General features: G+C 66.4%; 20 protein-coding genes. 6 read left to right on the top strand and 14 right to left on the bottom strand.

Annotated features, from left to right (window positions below):
• The first annotated feature begins 174 nt into the window (after positions 1–174).
• Positions 175–864: an NAD(P)H-hydrate epimerase gene (locus KF688_09710; protein MBX3425941.1), complete on the top strand. Its 690-nt coding sequence runs from the start codon at positions 175–177 to the stop codon at positions 862–864.
• Between the two features lie 233 nt (positions 865–1,097).
• Here KF688_09710 and KF688_09705 read toward each other — a convergent pair whose 3' ends face one another.
• The 7 genes from KF688_09705 to KF688_09675 form a co-directional block, all read right to left on the bottom strand.
• Complete coding sequence (locus KF688_09705; protein ID MBX3425940.1) at positions 1,098–2,390, bottom strand: porin; 1,293 nt, start codon at positions 2,388–2,390, stop codon at positions 1,098–1,100.
• Between the two features lie 493 nt (positions 2,391–2,883).
• Entirely contained in the window at positions 2,884–3,633 is a 750-nt protein-coding gene (locus KF688_09700) for a hypothetical protein (protein MBX3425939.1), read from the bottom strand.
• An 83-nt stretch (positions 3,634–3,716) separates the two neighbouring features.
• Positions 3,717–4,229 (bottom strand): CvpA family protein, encoded by a 513-nt coding sequence (locus KF688_09695; GenBank protein ID MBX3425938.1) that lies wholly within the window; start codon positions 4,227–4,229, stop codon positions 3,717–3,719.
• An 83-nt stretch (positions 4,230–4,312) separates the two neighbouring features.
• Positions 4,313–6,196 carry a hypothetical protein gene (locus tag KF688_09690; GenBank protein MBX3425937.1) on the bottom strand — a complete coding sequence of 628 codons (1,884 nt, stop codon included), beginning with the start codon at positions 6,194–6,196 and terminating at the stop codon, positions 4,313–4,315.
• The gene (locus KF688_09685) at positions 6,196–7,347 is read right to left on the bottom strand and encodes a PilT/PilU family type 4a pilus ATPase (GenBank protein MBX3425936.1); all 1,152 of its coding nucleotides are present in this window, start codon (positions 7,345–7,347) and stop codon (positions 6,196–6,198) included. The genes KF688_09690 and KF688_09685 overlap by 1 nt, the downstream gene beginning before the upstream one ends.
• A gap of 139 nt (positions 7,348–7,486) precedes the next feature.
• A complete protein-coding gene (gene hisF, locus KF688_09680) occupies positions 7,487–8,260 on the bottom strand; it encodes an imidazole glycerol phosphate synthase subunit HisF (GenBank protein ID MBX3425935.1) in 774 nt (257 codons plus the stop codon).
• 419 nt (positions 8,261–8,679) lie between these two features.
• Positions 8,680–9,228, bottom strand: a complete 549-nt coding sequence (locus KF688_09675) for a transposase (GenBank protein ID MBX3425934.1) — start codon at positions 9,226–9,228, stop codon at positions 8,680–8,682.
• Positions 9,229–9,483: 255 nt separating this feature from the next.
• Between KF688_09675 and KF688_09670 the strand changes: the two genes are divergently transcribed.
• The 3 genes from KF688_09670 to KF688_09660 all read left to right on the top strand — a co-directional run bounded on the left by KF688_09670 (position 9,484) and on the right by KF688_09660 (position 12,203).
• Positions 9,484–9,933: an ATP-dependent zinc protease gene (locus KF688_09670; GenBank protein MBX3425933.1), complete on the top strand. Its 450-nt coding sequence runs from the start codon at positions 9,484–9,486 to the stop codon at positions 9,931–9,933.
• Positions 9,934–10,105: 172 nt separating this feature from the next.
• Positions 10,106–11,008 (top strand): 30S ribosomal protein S6--L-glutamate ligase, encoded by a 903-nt coding sequence (rimK, locus tag KF688_09665; protein MBX3425932.1) that lies wholly within the window; start codon positions 10,106–10,108, stop codon positions 11,006–11,008.
• A 190-nt stretch (positions 11,009–11,198) separates the two neighbouring features.
• Positions 11,199–12,203 (top strand): succinylglutamate desuccinylase/aspartoacylase family protein, encoded by a 1,005-nt coding sequence (locus tag KF688_09660; GenBank protein ID MBX3425931.1) that lies wholly within the window; start codon positions 11,199–11,201, stop codon positions 12,201–12,203.
• Positions 12,204–12,224: 21 nt separating this feature from the next.
• Here KF688_09660 and KF688_09655 read toward each other — a convergent pair whose 3' ends face one another.
• From KF688_09655 to KF688_09625, 7 genes are all read right to left on the bottom strand, one after another.
• On the bottom strand, positions 12,225–16,142 hold the full coding sequence (locus KF688_09655) for a hypothetical protein (GenBank protein ID MBX3425930.1): 3,918 nt from the start codon (positions 16,140–16,142) through the stop codon (positions 12,225–12,227).
• Between the two features lie 341 nt (positions 16,143–16,483).
• Complete coding sequence (locus tag KF688_09650) at positions 16,484–18,364, bottom strand: helicase (GenBank protein MBX3425929.1); 1,881 nt, start codon at positions 18,362–18,364, stop codon at positions 16,484–16,486.
• Between the two features lie 133 nt (positions 18,365–18,497).
• Positions 18,498–18,701, bottom strand: a complete 204-nt coding sequence (locus KF688_09645; protein MBX3425928.1) for a hypothetical protein — start codon at positions 18,699–18,701, stop codon at positions 18,498–18,500.
• 68 nt (positions 18,702–18,769) lie between these two features.
• Positions 18,770–19,609 carry a thiazole synthase gene (locus KF688_09640; protein ID MBX3425927.1) on the bottom strand — a complete coding sequence of 280 codons (840 nt, stop codon included), beginning with the start codon at positions 19,607–19,609 and terminating at the stop codon, positions 18,770–18,772.
• A 183-nt stretch (positions 19,610–19,792) separates the two neighbouring features.
• Positions 19,793–19,993 (bottom strand): sulfur carrier protein ThiS, encoded by a 201-nt coding sequence (gene thiS / locus KF688_09635; protein MBX3425926.1) that lies wholly within the window; start codon positions 19,991–19,993, stop codon positions 19,793–19,795.
• Positions 19,994–20,110: 117 nt separating this feature from the next.
• Positions 20,111–20,635 carry a hypothetical protein gene (locus KF688_09630; protein ID MBX3425925.1) on the bottom strand — a complete coding sequence of 175 codons (525 nt, stop codon included), beginning with the start codon at positions 20,633–20,635 and terminating at the stop codon, positions 20,111–20,113.
• A gap of 148 nt (positions 20,636–20,783) precedes the next feature.
• Positions 20,784–21,488 (bottom strand): zinc metallopeptidase, encoded by a 705-nt coding sequence (locus KF688_09625; protein ID MBX3425924.1) that lies wholly within the window; start codon positions 21,486–21,488, stop codon positions 20,784–20,786.
• 287 nt (positions 21,489–21,775) lie between these two features.
• On the opposite strand from KF688_09625, the gene KF688_09620 reads away from it, so the two are divergent.
• Together KF688_09620 and KF688_09615 are read left to right on the top strand one after the other, a co-directional pair.
• On the top strand, positions 21,776–22,897 hold the full coding sequence (locus tag KF688_09620; protein MBX3425923.1) for an ADP-ribosylation factor-directed GTPase activating protein isoform b: 1,122 nt from the start codon (positions 21,776–21,778) through the stop codon (positions 22,895–22,897).
• 292 nt (positions 22,898–23,189) lie between these two features.
• The gene (locus KF688_09615; GenBank protein ID MBX3425922.1) at positions 23,190–25,487 is read left to right on the top strand and encodes a YXWGXW repeat-containing protein; all 2,298 of its coding nucleotides are present in this window, start codon (positions 23,190–23,192) and stop codon (positions 25,485–25,487) included.
• Positions 25,488–25,626 lie beyond the last annotated feature (139 nt).

Genomic DNA, 25,626 nt, shown 5'->3' with positions numbered 1-25,626 from the left:
CGAGCCGAGCGGCGATTTCAGCCTGCCAGTCCGCCGACGGCCTTCTCTCGCCGCGGCTGCGAACGACGCGTGCCCGTCGTCGAACGCAGGGCATTATCGCAGATCGGGTGGCCCATTTTCGACAGAAAAATCGAACGGTACGAAAACTCGAAGCGGGACCGTTACAATGGGGGCATGGACCCCGCGCGATTGTTGTCTGTCGCCGAGTGCCGGCTCGTCGATCGCGCGGCTATCGACGAGCTTGGCGTTCCCGGCGTCGTGCTCATGGAGAACGCCGGGCGGGGGGCGGTCGACGAGCTATTGCGGTTTGATCCGGGGCTGTGCGACGGGGGCCGTTCCGTCGGCATTTTGTGCGGCCGGGGAAACAATGCGGGGGACGGGTTGGTCGTTGCGCGGCGGCTGGCCGTGCTGGGGATCCCTGCGACCGTCGCGACGCTGGTCGATCCCCGGCAAATGAGCGGCGACGCGGCGCTCAATTTTCGGATCGCCGCGCGCCTGGGCTTGCGGATCGTCGACGCGAGCGCCTTGCCGGCGGACGACGAGCCGGGGATCGTTGCGGCGCTGGACGGGGCGCTCGCGGGCGCCGCCTGGCTGGTCGACGCGCTGTTGGGGACCGGGGCGACGGGGCCGTTGCGGCCGCCGCTGGCCGCAGCCGTGCGGTGGATGAACGCACAGGGAGCGCGGCGCTTGGCGCTCGATCTCCCCACGGGACTCGACGCCGACGCGGGGACGGTCGGCGACCCGACGGTGCAAGCGGATCTCACCTGCACGTTCGTCGCGCGGAAACGGGGGTTCGTCGAGCCGGCGGCGCGGGAACGGCTCGGGGAAGTGCGCGTCGTCGACATTGGCGTGCCGTGGAAGTGACGGACCCGCCAGCCCGAAGCATCCGATCTGACAACGCACTCGCGGGAACCGGCTGGCGCCGTCCGCTGAGGGGCTTGCTGCCAGCGCACAAAAAAACCGGGGGCCGAACCGAAGTTCGACCCCCGGGCGAAGGGGGAATTCGCATTGTCGTCCGTCGGCGGCCAGCCGGGTGCGGGCCGTCAGCCGGATTGCTCCGACTCCTCTCGCGACTGGCGTCGCGGACGTGACCGACCTTAGTAGGTCAGGATCATGTCCATGCCGACGAGTTCCTGATCGATGCCGGCGCCGGGCGACCAATCTTGCCGATACTCGGGGCGAATCATCAAGTTGTCGAGCAGCTTGAAGTTAACGCCCGCGGTGACGGCGTTGTAGCTGACGCCGTCGGCCTTCCACCATTCGAGCCGGGTGCCGAGCCGGACAGCATCGTTCAGCGAATAGAACAGGTACTGGTTCAAACCGACGGTGTCGTAGGCGACGCCCGCGGAGTCGTCGGTGGCGACGAGGTCGCTTTGACCGACGTACTGCAGGTTGTCGGTGACGTCGACGATCAGCACGCAGCTATGGCTGTAGCTCTCGTCGGCGCCGCCGTCGCGCCAGCCGAAATTGCCGTAGGTGTTGATGTAGGTGAAGTTGATGGCGTCCGAGACCTGCGCGGAGAAACCGCCGAGCAGGCTGCTGCCGGAATTGACCGAGTCGAAGCCGGTGTCCCAGCCGGCGGTCCACCCGCCGTACAGGGTGAGGTTTTCCATGCCGCTGTAGGTGGCCAGCACGCCGGTGTGGGTAAACGGCTCGCTGTTGAACATGGTGTAGGCGTGGGTGTAGAAGAAGTTTCCGGTCGCCGGAACGACTTCGTACCCGACCAAGGTGAAGAAGTGACCGATCTTCACCGAGAGGTCGCCCATGGCGATTTCGCCGTAGGCCTGCGGGATGGCCCAGCCGTAGGACCCATGGTCAAGCGAGGCGTCCCAGGTGCCGAACCCGGGGACGCCGGCGTTGGGGTTGCCGAAGGCTTGCGTCTTCTGCGCGTCAATGCCGTAGACCACGTCGACGCGACCGCCGAGGCCGAAGCCGCTGGAGCCGTCGGCGACCTTGCCGAGGTAGAACCACTGTTGGTGGAGGTCGATGCGATCGCGGTGATCGTTGAACGACAACAGGTCGTTCGAGGCGGTCGAGAGGGGGGTGAAATCGGTCACGCCGCCGATCTGGGTCCAGCCGCCGAACTCGAGGCCCGAGTCAGCCAGGCCGAGGGCCGAGGCGAGGGAGAAACCCTCGACGGGGGCCAGCAGGCCGCAGCCGCTGAGCAAGCCGCCGCCGGCAACGCCGGCGCCGCAGCAGGGGTCGCCGCAGCAAGCGTCGTCGCCGCAACAGGGATCGCCGCAGCAGTCGTCGCCGCAGCAATCGCTGGCGAAGGCGACGCCTTGCACATGATTGTCATAGGACCACGCATCGACGTTCGTTTGCGCGGCCACGGGGGCCGCGTAGAACGCCAGCGCGGCCAAACCGGCTGTCCATTTCCGAATCTTCACTGGTTCGCTCCTTCTCGAAACGGTCCGACGACAGGCCCATTCTTGGGCTCGGGGGGGAAGGCCGTCGGACACGGTGGGTTTGCAAAGCCGCTGCCAAGGGACGGTTGGCATTGGCAGCGCCTTTGCGAGGGACTTCCATCCGCCTCGCTGTCATGTATCGACGACGCCGAGCTTGCCGATCGACGGGCCGGCCGGGCTTTTGCCGCAAAATTGCTTCGCCCTGTCCGATTTTTGGCAAACTTTGCCGGTTGACCGAATCGTAGGCCGGCCAAGCCGGACGCGGCGTCGCGCCGGGGCGCCATCACGCGGCAACGACGTGCGGCAAAGGTTCCCCAACTCCCCCGAACCCCGAGTCGGCGGCTGGCAAAGAGCGCCTCGCGAAACCGCGGAGGGGGCGCCGGCTTCGGCGGCGGCGGATTGTCAAATCGGGCAAAACCGCAGGAGCCGGCGCCCAAGAACGGGGCGCCGCGACGGGAGGAGCAACGGAGCGACGCTATTGGCCGTCAGCCGCGACGAGGGTCCAGCGTTCGACGCGCCAGGGGGCGCCGTCGGCTTCGTAGGCGGCGAGTCGCAAGAACTGCAGTTCGAGGGTCACGCCTGGCGACTTCGAGTCCCGAGTCTCGGCAGAGGCGACGAGGTAGTGCGAGCGCATGCGCGTGGAGGGGCCCTCGAAGGCGGGCTCGCCGACGGGCCCTTGGCGGCGCACCGCGGGTCGCGGCTCGATCGCTTGCAGCGTCTGGACGACGTCGTCCTGGGCGATCTTGAGGAAGTAGTTCTCGCGGATCTCGTCTTCGCCGAGCGGAGGGGCGCCCGGGTCGCGTTGGGGGCTGAACGAGGAGATCGCCGAGGCGGTCATCAGCATCGACGCCTTGTCGAACTCGCCGGCGGCGACGAGCTCGACCCAGTGCTGAGCCGCTTGATCGATTTGTCCCTGCATGATCCTCGCCCGGATCGGCCCGCGAACCGCGGCCGAGGCGGCGAAGGCGATCGCCAAGGCGAACCCGACCAGCGCGGCGCGGCGTCCGCTGAGCCGGTCGCCGCTGCGGTTGATTTGGCTCAGGGCAATCAGCGCAGCGGCGATGGCCGCGGCGGGGACGATCATCAGAAACGGGGCCGCCCAGGCGAGCGGCGCCGCCAGTCCCAACGCCAACGCCGCCAAGCTCAGCGGCGCGAGCGGTCGGTAGGACGTCTCCTCGTCGACGGCGCTGAGCAACACTTGAGGTTCGCGGTCGGGTCGCTCCATGCTGGTCATCCTCCGCGGCCGATCGCCGAAAGCCAAAACCCGAACGCCACGGACGCCGCTGCGCGGCGAACCGATCGCTCACGTCACTTGCCGAAGTCGACGTTCTGTCCGTCCCACGCCTTGTCGAGATTGTGGAACGGGGCCTGCAAATACTCGAAGGTCGATTTTTGCCACTCCGTGGCGTCGGACATCTTCCACTCGCCGGCGGCGATGGGCGCCTTGACGAGAGTATAGGCGCAGAAGCTGGCGAACATGACCGCGACGAACAGGCCCATGAGCGGCCCTCCCGCGGCGTCGAGTTGGGGAATGAACCTCAGCCGCACGCGCGAGAGGCGATCGAAGAGCACGCGAATCACGATCACCGCGACGAAGAAGACGAGCCACATGCCGGCGAACAGAAAGTACCAGCCAAGCTGCGGGTCCTTGCCGAACTGTTCGAGGGCCCACGCCCCTGCGGCCGGGCCGAGCAAGGTCGCGAAGATTCCCGCGAGCCAGATCGCCAGGAGCGAGACGGTGTTGCTCCACAACCCTTCGTTGACGGTCATGGCAATGCCGGCGAAGAGGACGACGAACAGCAGGATGCTGAGCCAGAGCATGGGGGCGTCGGGGTGAGTGAGTCGGGGGGGGGTGAGTCGTATGTCTTGAGGACGGGGGAGGCTTGTTGCTCAGGCCTCGCATCTCAGGTTTTGAGCACTCGCATCAGTTCGGGGATCGAGGTCACGCCCTTGGCCACCAGCAGGATGCCTTCCTCCTGCAGCGAGCGTTGCTGGGAGGCCCGGGCCGCTTTGCGCAGCAGGTCGCCGTTGGGCTGTTTGAGCAGGATCTCGCGCATCTGGTCGGTGACCTCCAGCAATTCGAAGATGCCGGTGCGGCCGACGTAGCCGAGATTGGCGCAGGTCGGGCAGGGCTTCTCCAACTCCTCGGGCTTCGGCTGGCGATAAAGCTCGGCGACCTTCCCCGGCGGGATGCCCAGTTTTTTCAGCACGTCCGGCGGGGGCTTGTAGGCCACCTTGCACGTCTCGCACAGCTTGCGGACCAGCCGCTGGTACAGCACTGCGGTGACGTTCTGGGCGAACAAATCTTGGGGGGCCTTGAGCTGCAGAATCCTCAGCAGGGCCTCGGCCGCGTCGCGCGCCTGGACGCTGGTGATCACGAGCCGCTCGTCGCGGATCTCGCTCATCAGCATCTTGGCCGCATCGGGATTCGAGAAATCACGAAGGATGTAGACGTTGGGATACGTGCGGATCAGCGCCGGCAGAATCGTGACGGGCGACTCGCCCTTGGCAGCGTCGTAGGTGGTGACGTTGACGTTTTGCGTTTCGTGCTCGCGATGGTGCACTTCCTCGATCGCCACGAAGTCGCGCATGAGGCGGTCGGTTTCGTGAAGCGAGACGTCGATCATGGTCGTCAGCCCGCCGGCAGGCATCGCCGAGAAGACGAGCAGCCCGCGGTCGCGCGCCATGAGCTCGCCCCATTTTTCCTGGAGCCCTTCGCGCATCCCGAGTTGATCGTAGGTCGCGGGGCGGCCTTTGTCGTGCATCAGGTGGAGGACGACTCGCTCGCCGGCTTGCGTTCCCTGGCAGGTGAGTTCGCAGAGATAGGAGTTGCCCTCGAACTTGGCGCCGAACTTGCCGACTTGCTTGGTGCGGCGATCCTTGGCGTTGAGATTGGCGAGGGTTTTCATCACGGCCAGGGCGACGTCGCTGCTCTCGCGGTCGCGGGGCTCGCCGGCGTGCCAGACGCCGTCGATCTGCCGCCGCACGGCGACTCCCTGCTGGCCGAAGTCGAGCATGAGCCGCTCGCCGCGATGCTTGACGAGGTCGGCGATCATGTCCTTCACGAGGATGTAGCCGGGCGACTGCCGGGCGGTGAGCAGGTTGACGTTGTCGTCGTTGGCGGTCTCGGCGCCCATGGCCAACAGTTCGACGGGCGCCCCCTGTTCGTACGTGGCCTGGCGTTCGGTCTTGACCTTGACGCCGACCTTGCCCAGCAGGCCCGCGAACAGGTACCGCCACCACGACGCGGTCAGCACCGTCTGATGCGGCTGGACCTTGCGATTGTGGACGACGACGTACGGAAGCGACGTCGCCGCGTAAGCCGTCAGCAGCACGGGCCACTTGATCCAGAAGCTGATCGGCACAAAGGCCAGCGCGATCGCCAAGAGCGCAAACGGCGCGAAGACGATCGGAATCCACTTCTTGTACCCGACGTCGAAGATCTGCGCGTCGCGGTTGGCCCAGTCGGTCGTACCGACCCAGGCGAGGACCAAACCGAGCATGAGGCCGGCCTGGGCGAGCGCCCCCCAGGGGATCGACGCGCCGCTTTGCAGGCGTTGGCCCAAAGCGAGGGCCGGATCGGTCGGCGGGGTCGGAGCCGAGGGCGCGGCCGGGGGCTGCTGGGGCTCGGCTTCGTTGAGGGCGACGGCCGCCTCGGCCACGCCGGCGCGGGGTTTGACCGGTTCGGTCGGCACGAGGAGTCGACCGGCTTGACCGCGAACCGTCGGCGCCGCCGCGACGCACGCCGCCAGCACGATCGCCCCCGCGCATACTCTCGCAACGCGCATTACAGAATCCCGGGTTGTTTGACTTCGATGCCTTTGAGCGCCATTTTGAGGGCCTCTTTGTTGGGCGCCACTTCCATCGCGACCTCGCGGTCGATGAGCTGGTCGTCGACGAGCTTCTTGAGGCTTTGCGTAAAGTCCTGCATGCCGTCCTCGGCGCCGATGCGGATGGCGTCGCCGAGTTTGTGATCCTCTTCCTCGAGCACCAGCTTGCGCACCGTGGGGGTGAAGGTCATGATCTCGACGGTCGGCACCCGCGCGACGCCCGGTTTGATGCTCTTGAGCAGTTTCTGGGCGATGATTCCCTTCATGTTCATCGCAATTGCGCTGCGCAAAGCGCCGTGCATTTCCTGCGGGAACAGGTCGAGAATGCGCCCGATCGTCGAGGCGGCGCTGGAGGCGTGAATCGTGCCGAAGACCAAGTGCCCCGTCTCGGCCGCGTGGATGGCGGTCATGAAGGTTTCCTTGTCGCGCATTTCGCCCACGAGCATCACGTCGGGGTCTTCGCGGACGGCGTGCTTCATGCCGATCTCGAAATCGACGACGTCCATGCCGATCTCGCGCTGGTTGATCAGGCACTTGTCCTCGGTGAAGACGAATTCGATCGGATCTTCGAGCGTGAGGATGTGCTTGCGGTAGCGGTGGTTGATCCAGTCGAGCATCGAGGCGATCGTCGTGCTTTTGCCGGAGCCGGTGACCCCGGCGAGCAGGATCATGCCTTGGTCGTAGGTGCAGAGGTTGACGATCGAAGCGGGGAGATAGAGCCCCTCGAAGTCGGGAATCCAGCTGTTGACCCGGCGGGCGACCATGCCGACGTGCCCCAGCTGCTGCATCAGATTGACGCGGAACCGCCAGTTCGTGCCGTCGACGTCGCACATGTGGGCGAAGTCGGCGCCGCCGTCGCGATCGAAGATCTTCCGGCTCCGCTCGTTCATCAGCGGAAAGCAGAGGCGGACCATCTCCTCGTCGTCGATGGGACCGCGATTCATCGGGCGCAGCTCGCCCCGCACGCGCACCATCGGCGGCTTGCCGACTTTGAGATGGAGATCGCTCGCTTCGAGTTTCACGCACGCGCGAAACATCTTGTCGATCTCCAAATCTTGATGCGGAGCGACGAAACTGTCGTAGTCCTCTTCGCGAATGGCACTGCCCATGGTGGAGCCTTCGGCGGTGACGGGGGGGAAGTGGCTGGGGTTTGGCGACTGGCGATTGACGACTTGGAGCGTGATGCGGGGGGGGCGGAAGTCGGCGACGCGGGTAGTTTCGTCAGGCGCCGGTCGCTCAGCGTCCCCCTCACGCCGCCCCGCGCACCTCGACGCCGCGGCTGGCCATGATCCGTTTGGTTTCCTGGATGCTGTACTCGCCGAAGTGGAAGATGCTGGCCGCAAGCGCCGCGTCCGCTTTGCCGATCGTCACCGCGTCGGCCAAGTGCTCGGGCTTTCCCGCGCCGCCGCTGGCGACGACCGGGATCGAAACGGCTCCGGCGACCGCGGCGGTCATCTCCAGATCGTAGCCGTCCTTGGTGCCGTCGGCGTCCATGCTGGTGAGCACGATCTCGCCGGCGCCCAGTTCCTGCACCCGCCGGGCCCAAGCCACGGCGTCGAGCCCCGTGCCGATCCGCCCGCCGTTGATGTGGACCTCCCAGGTCTCGCGGCCGTCGCGCGTCACCCGTTTGGGATCGATGTTCACCACGATGCACTGGCTGCCGAACCGCAGCGCGGCGGCGCGGACGAACTCGGGGTCGCGGACCGCGGCCGAGTTGATCGACACCTTGTCGCATCCGGCCAAGAGCAGCGCCCGGATGTCCTCGAGCGTGCGAATCCCCCCGCCGACGGTCAGCGGCATGAACACCTGCTCGGCCGTGCGGCGGACCACGTCCAGCATAATGTCGCGCCCTTCGTGGCTGGCGGCGATGTCGAGGAACACCAATTCGTCGGCGCCGTCGGCCTCGTAGCGGGCCGCGACTTGGACCGGGTCGCCCGCGTCACGGAGGTTGAGAAAGTTGGTCCCCTTGACCACGCGCCCGCGATCGACGTCGAGACAGGGGATCACGCGTTTGGCAAGCATGGCGAGCGGCGCGACAAGCGACCGAAGGAAGTCGTAGTGATCAGCAGGACCGCCCGAGTCACGGCGTCAGGCCCCAAGCCGTCAGCCCAAACTCAAGCCGAGAATCGTCCGCCCAGGTCCGAGCCGGGAAGCGTGTACCCAGGTCCGAGCCGGGAAGCGTCAGCTCCCGGAGCCCGAGGCAATACGCTTAAAACGCCCGAAGTCCCCTGAATCCCTTAGCTTAAGTAGCCTGCCGGGGGGGGTCAACCAGCGACCGAAGGGGCACGGAAGAGGGGGCATGCGAGCCCCGTGCCGCGGAGCGTCAGCTCCCATGAGTCGCATCCTTCGAGCCGGGAAGCGTCAGCTCCCGGAGTCATAGGCGCCGTCGCTCCGGGAGCTCACGCTTCCCGGCTCGGGGGGGAACGGTGTTAGAGCGGCGGTTAGGGGGACCAAATCGCCAGCGGGGCGTGCTGCTTTTCAAGCACGTAGAGAGTCGCGGCTTCGACTGCGCGGGGTTCGCTCTTGCGGCGTTTCGACCCGCCGGCGGTCCACCAGGTTCCGGATCGCGGGGCGCCGAAGCGCTGCGTCAGCGCTCGCGTGCCCCAGGCCTTGAGGTCGCCCAACAGCTTGTCGCCGGAGACGGTCTCGGCCGCCTCGACGACGACGTGGAAATGGGTCGCCATCACGGCGACGGCGCAGAGTTTCCACCCTCGCACCCCCGCCGTGGTGCGAAACTGCTCGACGAGCGTCCGGGCGTGGCTGCGATTGAGAACGATCGCGGGGGCCTTCATTAAACTGAGAGCGCTGCGATGCAGCCCCGGGCGCGAGGGCTCCCACGGCTCGCCGGGGCGGTCGTGCTCGACCCGGCTGGCGGTCGTCGGATCGCCGGGCCGGTAATCGCGGACCGAGGTGACGCTGCCCCGCGGGTCGCCGGGAAGCCATGAGCCGTAGGTCGTGCTGGTGAGCAGCCAGTGGAGGGGGGCGGGCATGGGGGCTCCGGGAGCTGACGCTTCCCGGCTCGGGTACGCTTCCCGGCTCGGGAGGGATATTGTTATAGTGGACAAAGTATCACTATTCTTTCGTTTGTCAAGGTTTTTCCCGTCTCGCTCTGATTGTGCCCGAGCCGGGAAGCGTCAGCTCCCGGAGCAACCGCGGCGTCGACTGCCGTGGTCGTCGCGCGGCTGATCGGCGACAATCGGAATCGCGACGCGTCACCTCACTCACTCGCTCCGAGCGCACCTTTCATGGCTCGACGCCCTGCTCTCCCCAAGCTCATTGTCGGTTGGCGCGAGTGGCTCGCCTTGCCGGGTCTGGGGGTCGAGGCGGTCAAGGCGAAGGTCGACACCGGGGCGCGGACCTCGGCGATCCATGCATTCAACATCGTCGAGTTCCGCCGCGAGGGAGACGCCTGGCTGCGGTTCGAAATCCACCCGCTGCAACGGAACCAGATGACGGCGGTCATCGCCGAGGCGCCGCTGGTCGAGTATCGGCAGGTGCGAAGCAGCACCGGGCATGCCAGCCGGCGGCCGGTGGCGCTCGTCGAGTTGGAACTGGCCGGGCTGCGCTGGCCGATCGAACTGACGCTGGCCTCGCGGGACCAAATGGGGTTTCGTATGCTGCTGGGTCGGCAAGCGCTCCGCGGACGTTGTACGGTCGACCCGGGACGGAGCTACTTGGCGAGCAAGCGCCGCTGACACGGCACGCGAAAAACTCGAACTGCCAAGCTCGAACTCACAGCAGAAGTCCGAAACGCGCCTTCAGAATCAACGACTCGCGTCGGCCTTCGAGTTGGGAATTCGGTTTGGATATTGAGCTTCGAGTTCCGGGCTTCCTCCCCCCCTCCGCCAACTCTCCGAGCCAGCATCTGTGCGCATCGCCATTCTTTCTCGCAATCCCAAGCTCGTCTCGACCACGCGGCTGCGCGAGGCGGGTCGCGATCGCGGCCATGAGATGTCGGTCGTCGACTATCTGCGCTGCTACATGGACATCACCTCCCATCGCCCGCAGGTGTTGTACTCGGGCGAACGGGTGCAGGTCGACGCGGTCATCCCGCGGATCGGCGCCTCGAACACGTTTTACGGCACGGCGGTCGTACGGCAGTTCGAGATGATGGGAGTGTTCGTGGCCAACGAGTCGCAGGCGATCAGTCGCAGTCGCGACAAGCTGCGGAGCATGCAACTGTTGTCGCGCGACGGCATCGGGCTGCCGGTCACGGGATGCGCCCACTCGACCAAGGACATCGACGGGTTGATCAACTTGGCCGGGGGCGCGCCGGTCGTGGTGAAGCTGCTCGAGGGGACGCAGGGGGTGGGGGTCATTCTCGCCGAGACGCGCAAAGCGGCCCAGGCGGTCATCGAGGCGTTCCGCGGGCTCGACGCGAACATTCTCGTGCAGGAGTTCATCAAGGAGGCGGGGGGGAGCGACATCCGCGCGTTCGTCGTCGGCGGGCGAGTCGTCGCGGCGATGAAACGCCAAGGCCCGCCGGGGGAATTCCGCTCGAACCTGCACCGCGGCGGCACGGCCGAGAAGGTCAAGCTGACCCCCGAGGAGCGCTCGACCGCGGTTCGTGCGGCCAAAACGATGGGCCTCAATATCGCGGGCGTCGACATCCTGCGTTCCAATCACGGCGCGGTCGTGATGGAAGTGAACAGTTCGCCGGGGCTTGAAGGGATCGAGGGCGCCACGGGGGTCGACGTCGCGGGAAAGATCATCGAGTTCATCGAGAAAAACGCCAAGGAAGGGAAGCAGCGCGACCGGGGGCGGGGATGACGTTGCGCCTCTGCAGTTCGAACCGCCAGGGACGCCAAGAAGAGGATCGAGCGTCCGCGTGAAGGCAGCGGCACGCGGATCCCGTTTTGAACAAGCCCTGCCCGACCGTCCTCCGCGTTCGCCTGAGGTTCCTTGACTTAGCTCCGCCTGGGCGCACTTGGCATCCGTGGCGGTTCCATGAGCAGCGACTATGCGACACAAGAACCTGCCCATCGAGATCGCCGGGACGATCGTGCAGCCGGGAGAGCGGCGGCGGCTGGAGATTCCTGTCGCTCGTCTGCCGACGGGAACATGGCTCTCGCTGCCGGTGGTCGTCGTGAACGGCGCCAAGGCGGGGCCGACGGTGTGGATCAGCGCCGCGGTCCACGGCGACGAAGTGAACGGCGTGGAGATCATCGGGCAGGTGCTCGAGCAAACCGAGCCCGCCCAACTGGCGGGGTGCTTGCTGACGGCGCCGATCGTCAACGTCTTCGGCTTCAACGCCCAGAGCCGGTATCTGCCTGATCGCCGGGATCTCAATCGCTCGTTCCCCGGGAGCGAGCGCGGCTCGCTCGCCGGGCGGCTCGCCCACCTGTTCATGCAGGAGATCGTGCTGAAGTGCCAGTACGGCATCGACCTGCACACGGGGTCGAACCACCGGACGAACCTGCCGCAGATTCGCGCAAACCTGCACGACGAAGAGACGCGAGCCCTGAGCGAGGCATTCGCCGCGCCGGTGCTGATGCACGCCGGGGCGATCGAGGGCTCGCTGCGCAAGGCGGCCACCGCCCACGGCATTCGCACCATCGTCTACGAAGCGGGCGAACCGCTGCGGTTCGACGACGAGGCGATTCGCCTGGGGCGCGACGGCGTGCTGCGGGTGCTGGCGGCGCTCGAAATGCGCCGCACGGCGCCGAAGCGCAAGGGGGCCCACTCGGCGCTCGTGGAGCGGACGACCTGGATCCGCGCCCGCCACGGCGGCATCCTGCGACTGGAGACGAAGCTGGGCGCCCGCGTCGCTCCCAAGGAACGGATCGGCGTGATCGCCGACGTCTTCGGCGACGACGCCACGCCGGTGACGTCGCCCGAGACAGGGATCGTCATCGGCCACACGAACAACCCGCTGGTGCAACAAGGGGACGCACTGATCAACCTGGCGCAGCTGGCCCCGGCGGGATTCGACCCCGCGGCGCTGCTGGCCTCCGCGGGGGATTGACGCGACGCGTTCCGGGACCCATCAGCGGATGAACAGACTCGCAGTTCCGGCATCCGCACAATTGCACGAAGTCGCAGCCGGCGCCGCAGGCGCGGCAGGCGCAGGGAGCGTCGGACCCGGAGTCGGCACAGCAGGCCCGGCGGGGACCGCCTCGGCCGGTTTTTCGCCTCCCGAAGTCGCCGGCGCCGCCTTGGCGCAACACTCGCAGGCCAACTTGATTTCGATCGGAATCTCGCCGCGGAGCGGAGTCTGGCAGCAACCCGGCTTCTGGAGGAACAGGTGCGCCGACGCTTTCAATAGCTTCTTTTCGTCGAAGCTGCCGGCGGTGATCGTCGGTTGCGCATTGGCGATCCGCTGGACGATTTCGCTTGCAACATTGCTGCCGAGCGTCAGTCGCACGCCCATTTCGTCGGCCACGGCGACCGGCTGGCTTGTCAGGCAAATCACGGCGCCTTGGAACTGTCCCGCGTACTTGACGGCCATCACGACGTTAGCATGGCAAGGTTCGACGTACGGAGTCGAAAATTTCAGGTCGACGTGCGCCGGGACGCTTGTGGCGAACTCGAGCGCGCGGGTCTGCTCGTTGCAGTTGGCCGTCACCCCGATCTTGGCCGATCCCGCCGAGAAGCCTGGGGCGGCGGTCGCCAGCGATTTGACCGCGGTCTCCAGATCGGTCACCTTTTTCGCCAATTCGGATTCGGCCTTCTTAAGCGGGTTCTCGGCAACGGGAATGTGGAGGTGGTTCGTCACGCCGTACGGCGTGGCGGCGTAGACGGCGACGTACGGCTTGCCCTCGACCTCCACTTTGCTGACGCACGAGGGGATTGTGACCCGCATGATCTCGCGGCTGACGAGCCGCACGTCGGGGATGCACACCCCGCCGGCGATGACTTTCGTATCGTGGACGCTGAGGTGATTGCCCACCAGAAACAGCGTCGTGCCGGCGCCTTCGCAGGTGGGCAGCGGCAGGGCTTTCTTGTTGCGATCAGCGGTCTGGGCGTAGTTCTCTCCTGCGAACGAGGCGCGGAAGCACTTGTCGCCGCCATCTTTGCAATACTGACAGTCCGCGTAGCATCCGCAATGATACAGATTCGCAACGTCGCTCTCGAGCACAATCCCCGGGGCGCCGTACCAGCCGTACAGCTCCGGCGCGAAATCGGTCACGCCCGAATTGAACATCTCGAAGCCGCCCAGGGTGTTCTCGAACGGAATCTGCTGTCGCATCGTTTGCAGAGGAAGCTCGGCGTCGAGCTGTTCGACGCGCTTCATCAGGCGATCGACTTCGCCGTCGCGATAGCAGTGGGCGCATTTGGCGCACTGCGCCCGAGAGCTGCGCATGGCGGCGACGGCGCGGCTGAGCCGGACCGTGTCCTTCATAGTCAAGGCGGCGTTTTTCGGGTTCGTGAGCCGGTACCAGTTCGAGCGGACGTCGAAATCAACGTAGGGCACGAACGAAGGCATCATGACGATGGCCACGCACTCGCGCATCCCGGGTTCGAGTTGCCGCTTGCGGAGGTCGTGGTCGCGGGGCGTCCCGCGCAATGACTGCCAAACGGTCCCCGCCGCTCCCGGTTGATCGAGCGCCTGGACGCGCGGCATAAACCGCCAGCCGAACGTGTTGCTGCCGTGGCCGAACCCGACGATCGTTTGGTTGAGCGAGATCGTCTCGATTTCGGTCTCGAGCTGGCGACTGTGCTGCATCAGTGCGTTGGCGCCGATCTGGCCCTGGACGAAGCCCATCGACAGGGCAAGCTGCAACTCGCGCCGGCGCGAGGAGTAGTCGGCGATGTTCTGCTCCTGCGAACAGGGGTCAATCGCGAACACGTGGATCGGCCACCGGCAGCGGACGTACTGCTGGAACTTTTCGGCCGCTTCCAGGTGCTCGGCAACCAGTTCTTCGATACCCGGACTTGTTCCCGGCTGCTGCGGCGCGGGGAGGAAGAAGCACAGATCGCGATCAGACTGCAGTTCGTAGCACTGCTTGGCGACGGCGGTGCGGCGCACGTCCTCGTTGAGCCGGGCGTTGAGCAAGGCCGAGTCGACGGCCACAGCCCAGGCGAGGCACTCGATGGTCGTGCGCGGTTGCCCGCACCCGATTCCTAGCTGATCGACCACGACATTGCGCGGACAGATTCCTTGGAAGAATCGCCCGCGAATGGTCGCGACGCTCTCGCCCTCGTCGTTCGGCCCGCCGGGAACGTCGGCCAAGCGGCATTCGCGAATCGCCCGGGCCAGTCCGAACTGCGGGGCGGACGCTTGGTACCACGTTTCAACTCGCCCGGGTTGGACGAGTAATTCAAACGCGGCGTCGAGCTCCTCCTGCAACCAGCGTCGCATGTCGAGCAGGTCGATGCGGCAATCCGTCTTGCAGGAACCGTCTCCCTTCCAACGGACGTTGCGGCCTTCGTAGGCGGAGTAGAACTCGTCCGCGATGCCCTCAAGATTCTCGATGCCGAACACAGCCAGAATCTGCGAGGGGGGCAAAGGAAAGCGAGAGCGACGACCGCGACTGGAGACGGCGTTTGGGGCTTGAGCTCTCACGGCATCCTCGGACGACATCGCTCTTTCGTTGGCCTCGTCAAGTTTCTGCTTCATCTCAGCAATGCGTTGTGCGAGATTCTCCGCTCGATCTGAAATGACTTTAGCCATTTCCTTCGTCTGAGAGGAAAGACGTTCCGTCACAACTTCTTGCCTCTCTTTAGGGAGATTCTCTACCCGTTGTCGCATGTCAATCAGCGACTGCGCTTGTTTTGCGCTGGCTAAGTTCGCCTCGCTCAGCGCGTACATCCTGACTGTGCTATATGAATTGAGTTTCGGATACTTCGCAGTCGATGACGTGGTTTTTGAGGCAATCGAGGCGCGATCGTCCAGTTCCGCCAAATAGCATTCTGCAAGTTCTCGAATTGAAGAATGCTGTGACTTGAGCATGTCCCCAAGAACCTTGCCTAGCAACTGGTCAGAGTTCACGGCACCTGTGATGCGCTGGTGGAAACAATTAACTTCAACTAGTGCTTTCGTCCCGCCAAGTTTTTCGAATTGCTCTGAAGCCTTCTTCTCAGCGGCTTTCGCTTCCCGCCGCTTTTGCGATCCTTCGGCGAGCTTCAGCAACGGCAGGCTGAGTTGGTCGACGAGGTCGTTGATGACCAAGTTGCGGAACGTCGTCGTCAGCAGGTCGTTGGTCAGAACCGGAGTGGCCGTGACCGTAATCTCGGCGCCAAAGCCCTCGCGCGTCAGTTTGCCGGGGAGGATCGAGACGGGGATCCGCACCAGGTCGAGCGCGTAGCCGGGGGAGTCGCTCGTGTCGTCTCCCTCGTTGATCCGCCGCAGCTCGTGGAGATGTTGGACGTAGCGCGACAATTGGTTGAGATAGACGGCGGGCTCAATATTGATCTTGTCGTTGCCGTCGAATCGCTTCAGGTCGTAGCTTGTGTCGAATTTGGCGGTCGGCGACTGCGGGAGTATTGATTTGGGATCGCCGACCTCGACCGTCGTATTGATCGAGTCCCCCGCCTTGGCGGGCGCGGACGCGGCCACGCTCAACGCGAGCGCCGCCGCGGCGAACGATTGGTCCGACTGGCGAATGACGCCGTTGAGTTGGAACTCGAATTGATTGAGCTCCTGAAACAGGATTCGCTCGAACTCGTCGCGATGCTTCGTCAGCCGAGCCTCGCCCCAGACGTCGGGCTGCTTGGCGACGACGCTGCCGTAGGTGTCGATGTGGTGCTCGAGCCAGTCGATGTTCATCGCCAGTTGTTCGATCGCTCCGTCGGAGCAGGTCGCGGGTTCCACCCCGTGATACTCTTTCTCCTTGACGAGGCGGCCGAGACGACCCAAGAAGTGGTCCCCCCGGGCCGGCGGCGACGAGAGCCCCGTCGCCAGCAAGCAAGCCCAAACGCATGCCAACCGACGGACGGCAAGAGAGCGGCGGCGCAGTGACATTGTGCGATCCTTGCACGAAAGTGACGGACGCAACGCCTCGCGGCCGGCGCGGTCCGTTTCCGCGAGCGAGGCTCCGCCTCGGCGTCGCGGCAGGGAATCGGGGCAAGGCTGTCGGGCGACAGCCGCAAGCATTCGTCTAGCCGACGCCGGGGCGGGTCCCGGCGTCGCGAACTTGAATCCATCCCGGAAGGACTTATCGGTCGAGCTTTAACTCGCCTTGCGGAATTCCACCTCTGCGGATGACATTCGGAGAGAGGGGGTCTGTCGGCTGCCAGCAGCGCGCGAACTTGGCCAAGCCGGGCGAAGCTTGCCGCCAGCAGCCTCGCCGCGAATTAGGGTCTTTACTCCTCAACCCGCCGGCAGTCCGGCAGGGACGCCAGGAACAGTTTGCCGTAGGATTTGGTCGTCACGCGCGGGTCGAGAATGACCACGCGGCCGCGGTCGGTGCGGGTGCGGATCAGGCGGCCGAAGCCTTGCTTGAGTTTGAGCACGGCCTCGGGGAGTTGGTAGTCGCGGAACGGCTGGCCGCCGGCGGCGCGGAGCGCCTCGAGCCGCGCTTCCAAGAGCGGCTTGTCGGGGACGCTGAACGGGAGCTTGGCGATGATCACCAGTTCGAGCGCGTCGCCCGGCACGTCGACCCCTTGCCAGAAGCTGTCGACCCCCAGCAGCACCGAGCGGGGGTTCTCCTGAAACAGCTCGAGCATCCGTGAGCGGGGGGTCCCGTCGCTTTGGCTGATGAGCCCCAGGTTGTGCGAACGAAGCCACGGGCCCAGGGCGCTCGCCACGCGGCGCATCATGTCGTAACTGGTCAACAACACGAACGCCCTCCCGTCGCTGGTGCGGACCAGCCGCTTGATCGCTTCGATCGCGGCCCGTTCGTAATCGTCCCGCTGGACGGCGGGGTCGGGCATGTCGCGCAGCGTGACGAGCTCGGCCTGCGCGCGGTAATCGAACGGGCTGCCCAGTTGCAACTTCTCGCACTGCGAAAGACCGATCCGCTGTTGAAAGAAATCGAACGACGGGGGGGAACCGACCGCCAGCGTGGCGCTGGTCAGCACCACGGTCGGCGTCTGTTGGAACAGTTGCTCGCGGAGCGCGGGGCCGACGTCGATCGGGGCCGCGGCGAGGGTGAGCCGCGGGGTTCCTCGGCGGGTGAAGCTGCTGTCGATCCAGTAGACCGCGTCCGCCACTTGCTGGGCGTGCCAGGCGTGCAGCTCGCCGGCCAGGGACGTGAGCCGCTGGAACGCCGCGGTGAAGTCTTGCCGCTCGGTCTCCTGGGGAAGCGCATCGCCGGCGGATTTCACGCCGCGGGCCAGTTCCTGCAACTCTTTGCTCAGCGTGTTGGCGAACGGCGGAGGCTGCGTCACGCGACCGTTCTTCGCGGCGGAGGTCGTCTTCCACTCCCACGCGTCGGCGAAAAACTCGCTGGCGGCGTAGCGGCACCGATCGACGCGCTGGGCGAGTTGGTCGAGCTTGTACCCGACGAGCAGCCCCTTGTTGGTCCGGTCGTTGTAGAGCCGCGAGAGGACGTACTCGATCTGCCCGCTGGAAATCGCGATCCCCAGGTGGTCCCCGGCGACGGCTTCGACGGTGTGGGCTTCGTCGAGGATCGCGACATCGTAGTCGGGCAGGATGCTGACGCCGTTCTTGCGCAGGGCCAGATCGCTGAAGAACAGCGCGTGGTTCACGACCATGACTTGGGCGTGCTGCACGCGGCGGCGGTCCTGGTAATAGAAGCACTTGTTGTACGTCGGGCAGCGGCGTCCCATGCAGTTGCCGTGATCGCTGGCCACTTCGTCCCAGACCTCGGGGAGGGGCTTGTGCGACAGGTCGGCGAGCGAGCCGTCGACGGTCGCCTCGCTCCAGGTGCGCAGTTCGCGCAGCTGGTCGTACGCTTCGCTCGTGTCGAACAGGCTCGCCTTGCGGACGACCGCCCCCTGCAGCCGGCGGAGACTGAGGTAATTGCGGCGCCCCTTCACGAGCACTGCCGAGAACTCGCGCGGCAGCACGGCGTTGAGCAGCGGCAGGTCCTTGCGAATCAGCTGCTCTTGCAGGCTGATCGTGTGGGTCGAGACGACGATCCGGGGGGGCTTCTGCGGACCGGGCTCGGTCGCGGCGAGGATCGCGGGGACGAGATAGGCGAAGCTCTTGCCGACCCCCGTGCCGGCCTCGACGATCAAGTGCTTGCGCGCGCGGATCGCTGCGGCGACCGCATCGGCCATCGCGAGTTGCTGCGGCCGCTGTTCGTATTTCGCGCCGATCCGCTGCGCCACGAGCCCCTGCGGACCGAGCACGTCGAGCGGGGTGATGACGTCCGTGTCGGGCACGAAAGGGGCCTCGCGCGACGAGTGACGGTTAGGACGACGCTTCGGAATCCAGCTGCTTCCGCAACTCAAGCAACCGATCGCCGATCTCCGTCAGCAGCGTGACGTCGACATCGGCCGTTTGCCGAGGCTGTCCCCAGCGTTGCAACGCGAGCCCGCCGATGATGCACAACTCCCGTCCGCGACTTGTCAGAAAACGCTGCCTGTCAAGCGCAGCAGCGAGCAACTGACTCATCGTCGGGCATTCATCTCCGACTGCAACTCGTCTCCCAGTTGCAGCTTAGCACAGCGTCGGCCCGCACACTATTGAGGCCCCGCGGTGATCGTCCCCTCTTCCGGGCTGCTGGCGGTCGCGTACAACCGCTTCGGAATGCGGCCGGCGAGACTGCTCAACCGTCCGGCGCTCACGGCGTGGCGCATCGCGTCGGCCATCAACAGCGGGTCCTGGGCGTGGGCGATCGCCGTGTTCAGCAGCACGCCATCGACCCCCAGTTCCATGGCGATCGCGACGTCGCTTGCGGCGCCGACCCCCGCGTCGACGATCACGGGGTAGTCGGGGTCGCCGTCCTTGAGGTACTCCATGCAGATGCGGATGTTGTTGGGGTTGAGGATCCCCTGCCCCGAGCCGATCGGGCTTCCCGCGGGCATCACGCTGGCGGCGCCGGCGTTTTTCAGTCGCCGGGCGACGATCGGGTCGTCGGTCGAGTAGCAGAGGACCTGGAACCCGTCGGCCACCAGCCGCTCGGTCGCTTCGATCGTCGCCACGGGATCGGGGAGCAACGTCTTGGCGTCGGCGAGCACCTCGAGCTTGACCCAATCGGCGCCGGGGTTGTCGAGCCCCAGCAGAATCTCGCGTCCCAGCCGGGCGACTCGCACCGCGTCGTCGGCGTTGAAGCACCCCGCCGTGTTGGGGAGGAGCGTGTAGCGCGACGTGTCGATGAAGTCGAGCAGGTTGTTCCCCTGGGCGTCGACGAGCCGCTCGCGCCGCACCGCGACTGTGATGCAGTCGGCGCCGCTGCGCTCGAGCGCTTCGCCCATGAGGGCGTAGGTGGCGTACTTCCCCGTGCCGACGATCAGCCGGCTGCCAAGCGTGTGCGAGCCGATGACAAGGGGGTCGTCGTGAGCGATGGCGGTGCTGCTCATAGTTTGGCTGCCGTCAGGAACGGGAACGAGGACGGGGGGAGAGCGGGACAGCGGTATTCTGGGACCATCGGACGATGGCGCCATGGGACGTCAGGATCGAGTCAGTTTCCACCCGAACGAAGCGATCGGACTCAAGCCTGTCGGCCCATGGTCCCATGATTCTCTGGTCCTCGCGTTCCGCGCTCACCCTCCGCCGACGAGGGTGACGATCTCGATGCGATCGCCGGGGGCGAGACGCACGTCGGCGTGAGCGGTGCGCGGGGCGAGCTCGAGATTTCGCTCGACCGCCACGTGTCGGGGGTCGAGCTCCAACTCGGCGAGCAAATCGGCGACCGTAGCGCCGGCGGCGATCTGTCGGTCGGCGCCGTTGAGTTGGATGGTGATCATGCTGAGCTCAGGCAACTCGAAATCCGAAGCACGAAACTTAGCGAACTCGACAGCTTTCGGAGTTCCTCGTGCGGGACGTGGTTCGCACTTTCGAATCTTCGCAATTCTTGACGCTCAAGGATCGCGGACGAAGGCGTCGCGGAAGAATCCGCCGCCGACGCGGATGAACTGGCCGGACTGAACCTTGCCGGCGGCGTTCAGGGTGCTGTTGAACGGCAGGACGTAGGCGAACACCTGGCCGCTGGTCGCCTCGGCGACGTAGATCAGGCTCTTGCTGATTTGCGTCACGCCCCGCCCGCGGGGGATGTCGGCCGTGCCGGTGACCATGAGGAACTTGGGGGAGTCGCTGACGCTGGCGAAGTCGCCCAGGACGTTGTACTGGAAGAACGCGCTGAACTGCCCGGTTCGGCGACTGATGACCGCAGCCCGCAGGTCGCCGGTGAGAAAGTCGAGGAAGTAGAGCGCCTCGATGCCGTCGTCGACCAGCCCCGTGGCGATGGCGAAGTTGTCGGACCCGTGGGTCGCGGTGGCGTAGGCGGGGACGACGCGGCTGACCCCGTGCCAGCCCGCCGCCAGGGCGGCGCCGACAATCATTCCGACGATCACAAGCGACGCGTGGTTGCAAAGCCTTTGCAGCATATTCCTGACCTCCGCAGGGAAACGGACGAGCCGCGGCGGAAAGCCGCCGCGAGTTCATCCTACCGCTGCGAAGGCCGGGAATCCAGGTGCGCGGCGTGACGCCCGGCGAGTCGGGGACTCGCGGCTCGGGGGGCTCCGCCGGCGCGGCTTACTCGCGGCTGCCGCCGCTGAAGCGCATCAGGTAGTACAGCAGGATCATGATCGTCTGCAGCGTGCCGGCGACGTACGTCCACGCGGCGGCGTTGAGCACGCTGTTCACGGGACCCATCTCCTGTTCGTGGACGATGCCGTGGCTCACCAGCAGGGCCTTGGCGCGCTTGCTGGCGTCGAACTCGACCGGCAGGTTGATCACCTGGAAGATCGCGACGCACGCGAAGGCGATGATGCCCGCCTTGAGCAACAATCCGCCCAGCGCGATCTGGCTGTACAACAGCCCGATGCCCGCCATGATCAACAGCGAACTGATGTTGCCGCCGAAGCTGGCCGCGGGGACGGCCAGGTTGCGGAGCACGAGCGGGGCGTAGCGTTTGGCGTCTTGGATGGCGTGGCCCGCTTCGTGCGCGGCGATCCCCACCGCGGCCAGAGACCGAGCGCCGTAGACCCCCTGGCTGAGCCGGAGGACTTTCGCGCGCGGGTCGTAGTGGTCGGAGAGTTCGCCGCCGATCGGCTCGATGGCGACGTCCTGCAACCCGGCCGCGTCGAGGATGTGGCGCGCGGCGCCGGCCCCGGTGAGGCGCGACGGGACCTGCTGCGCTTGGGCGTAGGTCGACCGGACCTTGGACTGAGCCCACAACGCCAACAGCAAGCCGGGAGCGAGGTAGAGGAAGTACAGGGGGTCGAAGTGCATCAACATAGGAACGGTGATTGGCGGCTGGTGATTGGTGACTCGCGGGCGGCTCGTGGGCGGCCCCTAGCAGGGTCTCTCGGGGGGCCGTCGTCAGTCAACCGCCAAAATGGCGGTCGGACTCACGGATTGCGGAAGGGTGCACGTGGCGTGCCGATCGTCTTGCCGCGGCGGGAGGGTGAAATTCGTCGCGTCGCGGCCTACACTGGCCCCTGCGGACGTTTTCACCCCGATACCACCTATTACGCGGCCGGCCGAAGATGGTTCGGCCCGTTCGACGCCGATTCGAGCACGCTATGATCCGGGTCCTTGCCGCCGTCTGGTTGACCGCCTGTCCCGCTTTTGCGGCCGCTGCCGAGGGGGCCGAGCAACCTCCGGCTGCGAGTGCCGGGGGCGCCGCCCGGGTGGTCCAAGGCAAGCTCCCCGAGATGGCGGGGGACGCCCTGCGGGATCGCATCGACGAGGTTCTGCGGTTCACGTACCGCGAACGGCAGATGAGTCTCCAGGAGAACGCGGCCTGGCAAATTCTCCACGGGGTGCTCGCTTTCGGCCGCGACTTCGAGGTGCTCGACGGCGATCAGCCGGTCAACACGCTCGACTGGCTGTTCGCGGGCAAGCCGATGCGGGGGTGGACGATGACCCCGACCGAGTTCGGCCTGCGGGCCGAGATCGAACCGGGGCGCTTCGGCCAGGGGCACGAGGACCAGTGGCTGGCGATCATCGCCCAGTGCCACGTGCCGCACGACCAGAAGATCAAGGTCGGGGCCGAGGAGTACCAGGTCTACGATCTCATCCGCCGGTCGATGTACGACTGCTACGAGGGGAAGGAAAGCAGTTGGACGATCATCGAGTTGTCGCACTATCTCAAGCCGCTCGACCAGACATGGCAGGCCCGCGACGGCGAGACGTGGTCGCTGGGCCGGTTGGCGGGGATGGAAGCAGGGCCGAGCTTCGACGAAATGATCTGGATGGAGCGGATCCTCGGGGCGGCGTGCGGGGGAACGCACCGGCTGATCGGGCTGGCGATGGCGCTCAATCGCTGGAAGGCCGCGTACCCCGACCGCGAACTGACCGCCGACTGGCAGGCGGTGCAAGCTCGGGTGCGATGGGCGATCGCCACGGCGCGGGAGTACCAGCTCCCCAACGGGGCGTTCTCGATCATGTTCTTCCAACGCCCGTCGAACAGCCGCAGCATCGACGAGCATCTTGCCGCGACGGGGCACATCCTGGAGTTCCTGTCGCTGTCGCTCTCGCGCGAGCAACTCCAGGAAGCATGGGTCCGCCGGGCGGTCGTTTTTCTGTGCGACCTGCTGGAACGGACCCGCAAGCTCGACCTCGAGTGCGGCGCCCTCTACCACGCGGCCCACGGACTGGTGCTGTACCGTCAATCCGTCTGGGGCGAGCCGGGAGATTGGTGACGCCTCGGCCGATTCGACGGCGCTTGCCGTCAAATTGACTGCGTGGGCGGCTGTTCCAGTCGGGCCTGGCGCGGATGATCCGCGGGTTGCAACTGGTTATTTCGCGGCAGGTTACGTCGCAGTGCGCGCAGGGACGCCCGCAGCGGCGCAGGGCTTGCACTGCTTGTTCCCGGCGAGTTCTGCGCTATTGGTTCAATAGCGGAAGACCAGCCGCGGGCGTTACGCAGGCCCGCACCAATTTCTTGCCGCACGGGTCGTCACGACCGCGTCGCGCTTCGGGGAGGAGAAAATCATGGCCGCCTATTCAACTCTTCGCATGTCGGTCCGCGTCCTGACGACGCGCACCGTGGTCGCTCTGAACAGCGTCGTCCTGGCCGTGGGGGTCGGGGTCTCGCCCGCGGCGGCACAGGCGCCCGAGTTGGCTCCCCCGGCGCTGCCGCGATTGGACAACGACGTTCCGCCGCCCGCTCCGGGCGGTCTGGCCGTCCTTGGCGGCGAGGTTGCTGCGGCTGACGGGTTGCAGGTCCTCGACCGCGGGCCGATTCACGAAGCGTTCGCCGAACCGATGGTCGACCCGGCCATGCACCAAGATTTGGGCAAGGCGCTCGTGCCGCGCGAGCCCCCCGAGCCGATCAACGAACTGCCCCCGGAGGTGCGCCCCGAAGGGGCCAACGTGATCTGGATCCCCGGCTACTGGATGTGGTCGCCCGACCAGAACGACTTCGCGTGGGTCAGCGGCGTCTGGCGCAACGCCCCGCCGGATCGGCGTTGGGTCCCCGGACACTGGTCGCCGCTGGAGGGGGGCTTTGTCTGGTCGCCCGGCTTCTGGGTCGGCGAAGAGGCGGCCGAGATCGCCTATCTGCCGGCTCCGCCGCAGAGTCTTGAGCAGGGCCCGTCGAGCCCCGCTCCGAGCGACAACCACTTCTGGATTCCCGGCTGTTGGATCTATCAGAACAACGCCTATGCTTGGCGCGCCGGGTACTGGTACGTCGGGCAGCCGAACTGGGTGTGGGTCCCCTCGTACTACGCTTACACGCCGCGCGGATTCGTGTACGTCTCCGGGTTCTGGGACCGTCCGATCGTGCGGCGCGGGTTCCTGTACGCGTCGGTGTACTGGCGCTCGCCGCTGTACCTGCGCCCCGGGTTCGTCTATCGGCCGCGGGCGGTGGTGAACATCAACCTGCTGACGGTCAACCTGTTCGTGAACCCGTATCGGCACCACTACTTCTACGGCGGGTTCGGACCGAGCTTCGTGAATCTCGGGTTCTATCCGTGGCATGCGTATCACCGACGCGGCCCCGGGTTCTACGACCCGCTGTTCGCGTATCACCGCTGGCACGACGGGCGGCACAACCACAACTGGCACGCCAACCTCGAACAGCAGTACCGGCGGTTCGATCAGTGGGATCGTGCCGGCGACGGGCAGCGGCGCGGCGGACCGCGTCCCGGGGGCGCCGACATCGTGTTGGCGAATCACAGGCAGCTTGCCGATCACGGGCTGAACGTCGCGACCCGCGCGACCACCGCGACCGAGCGGGCGAAGATTTCCGGCAACATCGAACAGTGGCGCGGCTTTGAGAAGAAGCGGATCGCCGCCGAAACGAACTTGACCGGGGACGTCTCAAGCCGGATTCGGGCCGGCAAGCCCGCGCTGGAGACGGGCGGGCAAGTCCGCAATCGGACGACCCTCGGCGATGCGTCGGCCCGCGTTGACGGCGTCCCCCGCAGCGGGGGGCCTGCGCAAGATCTGGCTCGCAATGCGACGACGAAGCGCAACATCGCGACGACCCCGGGGGCCACCGGACGGCTGAAGCTCGACGGCGACGCGCTGCCCGGCCCGGACCGTCAAGCGGGTTCGCGCCCCGGCGGGTCGCGACCGGGCTTCGCCGGCGGCGGACAGGCGAACGCCACGATCGGCACGACCGGTCCGGGGAGCGCGATCGGCGGCGATTCCAACGCCCAGGTCCGCAGCGGCGGCAGCGTCGACGGCTCGCGCCGCGTCATCTCCGGCGGCGGCCAGATCGGCCTCGGCCAGGGCAACGCGAACAGCGCCGCGGGGAACATAGGCAACGCGAACGGCGCGCCGCAACGGCAAGTCGCTCCGGGCCGCTCGTACCGTTACCTGCCGAGCACGGGGGGCGCCGTCGAAACCGCCCCCGGCAACAACGCGGTTCCGCGCCTGCAGGGAACGTACCGCGGCAACGTGGACGTGAACCCTGGCGTCGGCGCGCCGAACCAAAGTTACCGGCGCAGCGTCACGCCCGGTCAGTCGATGCCCTCCGGCAGTTGGCAACCGGGCATGCGGCAGTTGCCCGCAGCGGGAAATGCGCCGCGAATCCAGAGCGGCGGCGGGCAGAACGCCATCCAAGGCACGCCGTCGTATCGCCCGCAGGGACGCGGTTCGTTTGCACCAAGCGGCGGAGGAGGAGGAGGGGGCGGCGCGAACATGCGCAGCTTCACGCCCCAGGGCAACACCGGCGGACAAGGCACGATGCAACTCCGCTCCGGCGGCGGAGGGGGAGGCGGCGGCGGCAACGCGATCCGCGGCGGTGGCGGCGGTGGCGGCGGTGGAGGTCGTCGCGGGCGCTAGGCCGCAACCGGAAAGCGGCGAGTTGCAGCGATCGCGTCGCCCCGTCGGCGGCTTGGCTCCGCCTCGGTTGCGCTCTTCGTGCCGTGAAGAGAATTGGCTTGACCCGAATGTGATTGAGAAGCGATACTCGCGCCTGTAT

Source organism: Pirellulales bacterium, from assembly GCA_019636345.1.
Classification (GTDB): Bacteria; Planctomycetota; Planctomycetia; order Pirellulales; family Lacipirellulaceae.
Note: the sequence above shows the minus strand (reverse complement) of the source record. Positions and strands in the feature narration are given on the sequence as shown.

Coding starts and splice junctions, on each gene's coding strand:
- KF688_09710 (MBX3425941.1), top strand. CDS start 175: ATGGACCCCGCGCGATTGTTGTCTGTCGCCGAGTGCCGGCTCGTCGAT.
- KF688_09700 (MBX3425939.1), bottom strand. CDS start 3,633: ATGGAGCGACCCGACCGCGAACCTCAAGTGTTGCTCAGCGCCGTCGAC.
- KF688_09695 (MBX3425938.1), bottom strand. CDS start 4,229: ATGCTCTGGCTCAGCATCCTGCTGTTCGTCGTCCTCTTCGCCGGCATT.
- KF688_09690 (MBX3425937.1), bottom strand. CDS start 6,196: ATGCGCGTTGCGAGAGTATGCGCGGGGGCGATCGTGCTGGCGGCGTGC.
- KF688_09685 (MBX3425936.1), bottom strand. CDS start 7,347: ATGGGCAGTGCCATTCGCGAAGAGGACTACGACAGTTTCGTCGCTCCG.
- hisF (MBX3425935.1), bottom strand. CDS start 8,260: ATGCTTGCCAAACGCGTGATCCCCTGTCTCGACGTCGATCGCGGGCGC.
- KF688_09675 (MBX3425934.1), bottom strand. CDS start 9,228: ATGCCCGCCCCCCTCCACTGGCTGCTCACCAGCACGACCTACGGCTCA.
- KF688_09670 (MBX3425933.1), top strand. CDS start 9,484: ATGGCTCGACGCCCTGCTCTCCCCAAGCTCATTGTCGGTTGGCGCGAG.
- KF688_09660 (MBX3425931.1), top strand. CDS start 11,199: ATGCGACACAAGAACCTGCCCATCGAGATCGCCGGGACGATCGTGCAG.
- KF688_09655 (MBX3425930.1), bottom strand. CDS start 16,142: ATGTCACTGCGCCGCCGCTCTCTTGCCGTCCGTCGGTTGGCATGCGTT.
- KF688_09650 (MBX3425929.1), bottom strand. CDS start 18,364: ATGGCCGATGCGGTCGCCGCAGCGATCCGCGCGCGCAAGCACTTGATC.
- KF688_09645 (MBX3425928.1), bottom strand. CDS start 18,701: ATGAGTCAGTTGCTCGCTGCTGCGCTTGACAGGCAGCGTTTTCTGACA.
- KF688_09640 (MBX3425927.1), bottom strand. CDS start 19,609: ATGAGCAGCACCGCCATCGCTCACGACGACCCCCTTGTCATCGGCTCG.
- KF688_09630 (MBX3425925.1), bottom strand. CDS start 20,635: ATGCTGCAAAGGCTTTGCAACCACGCGTCGCTTGTGATCGTCGGAATG.
- KF688_09625 (MBX3425924.1), bottom strand. CDS start 21,488: ATGTTGATGCACTTCGACCCCCTGTACTTCCTCTACCTCGCTCCCGGC.
- KF688_09620 (MBX3425923.1), top strand. CDS start 21,776: ATGATCCGGGTCCTTGCCGCCGTCTGGTTGACCGCCTGTCCCGCTTTT.
- KF688_09615 (MBX3425922.1), top strand. CDS start 23,190: ATGGCCGCCTATTCAACTCTTCGCATGTCGGTCCGCGTCCTGACGACG.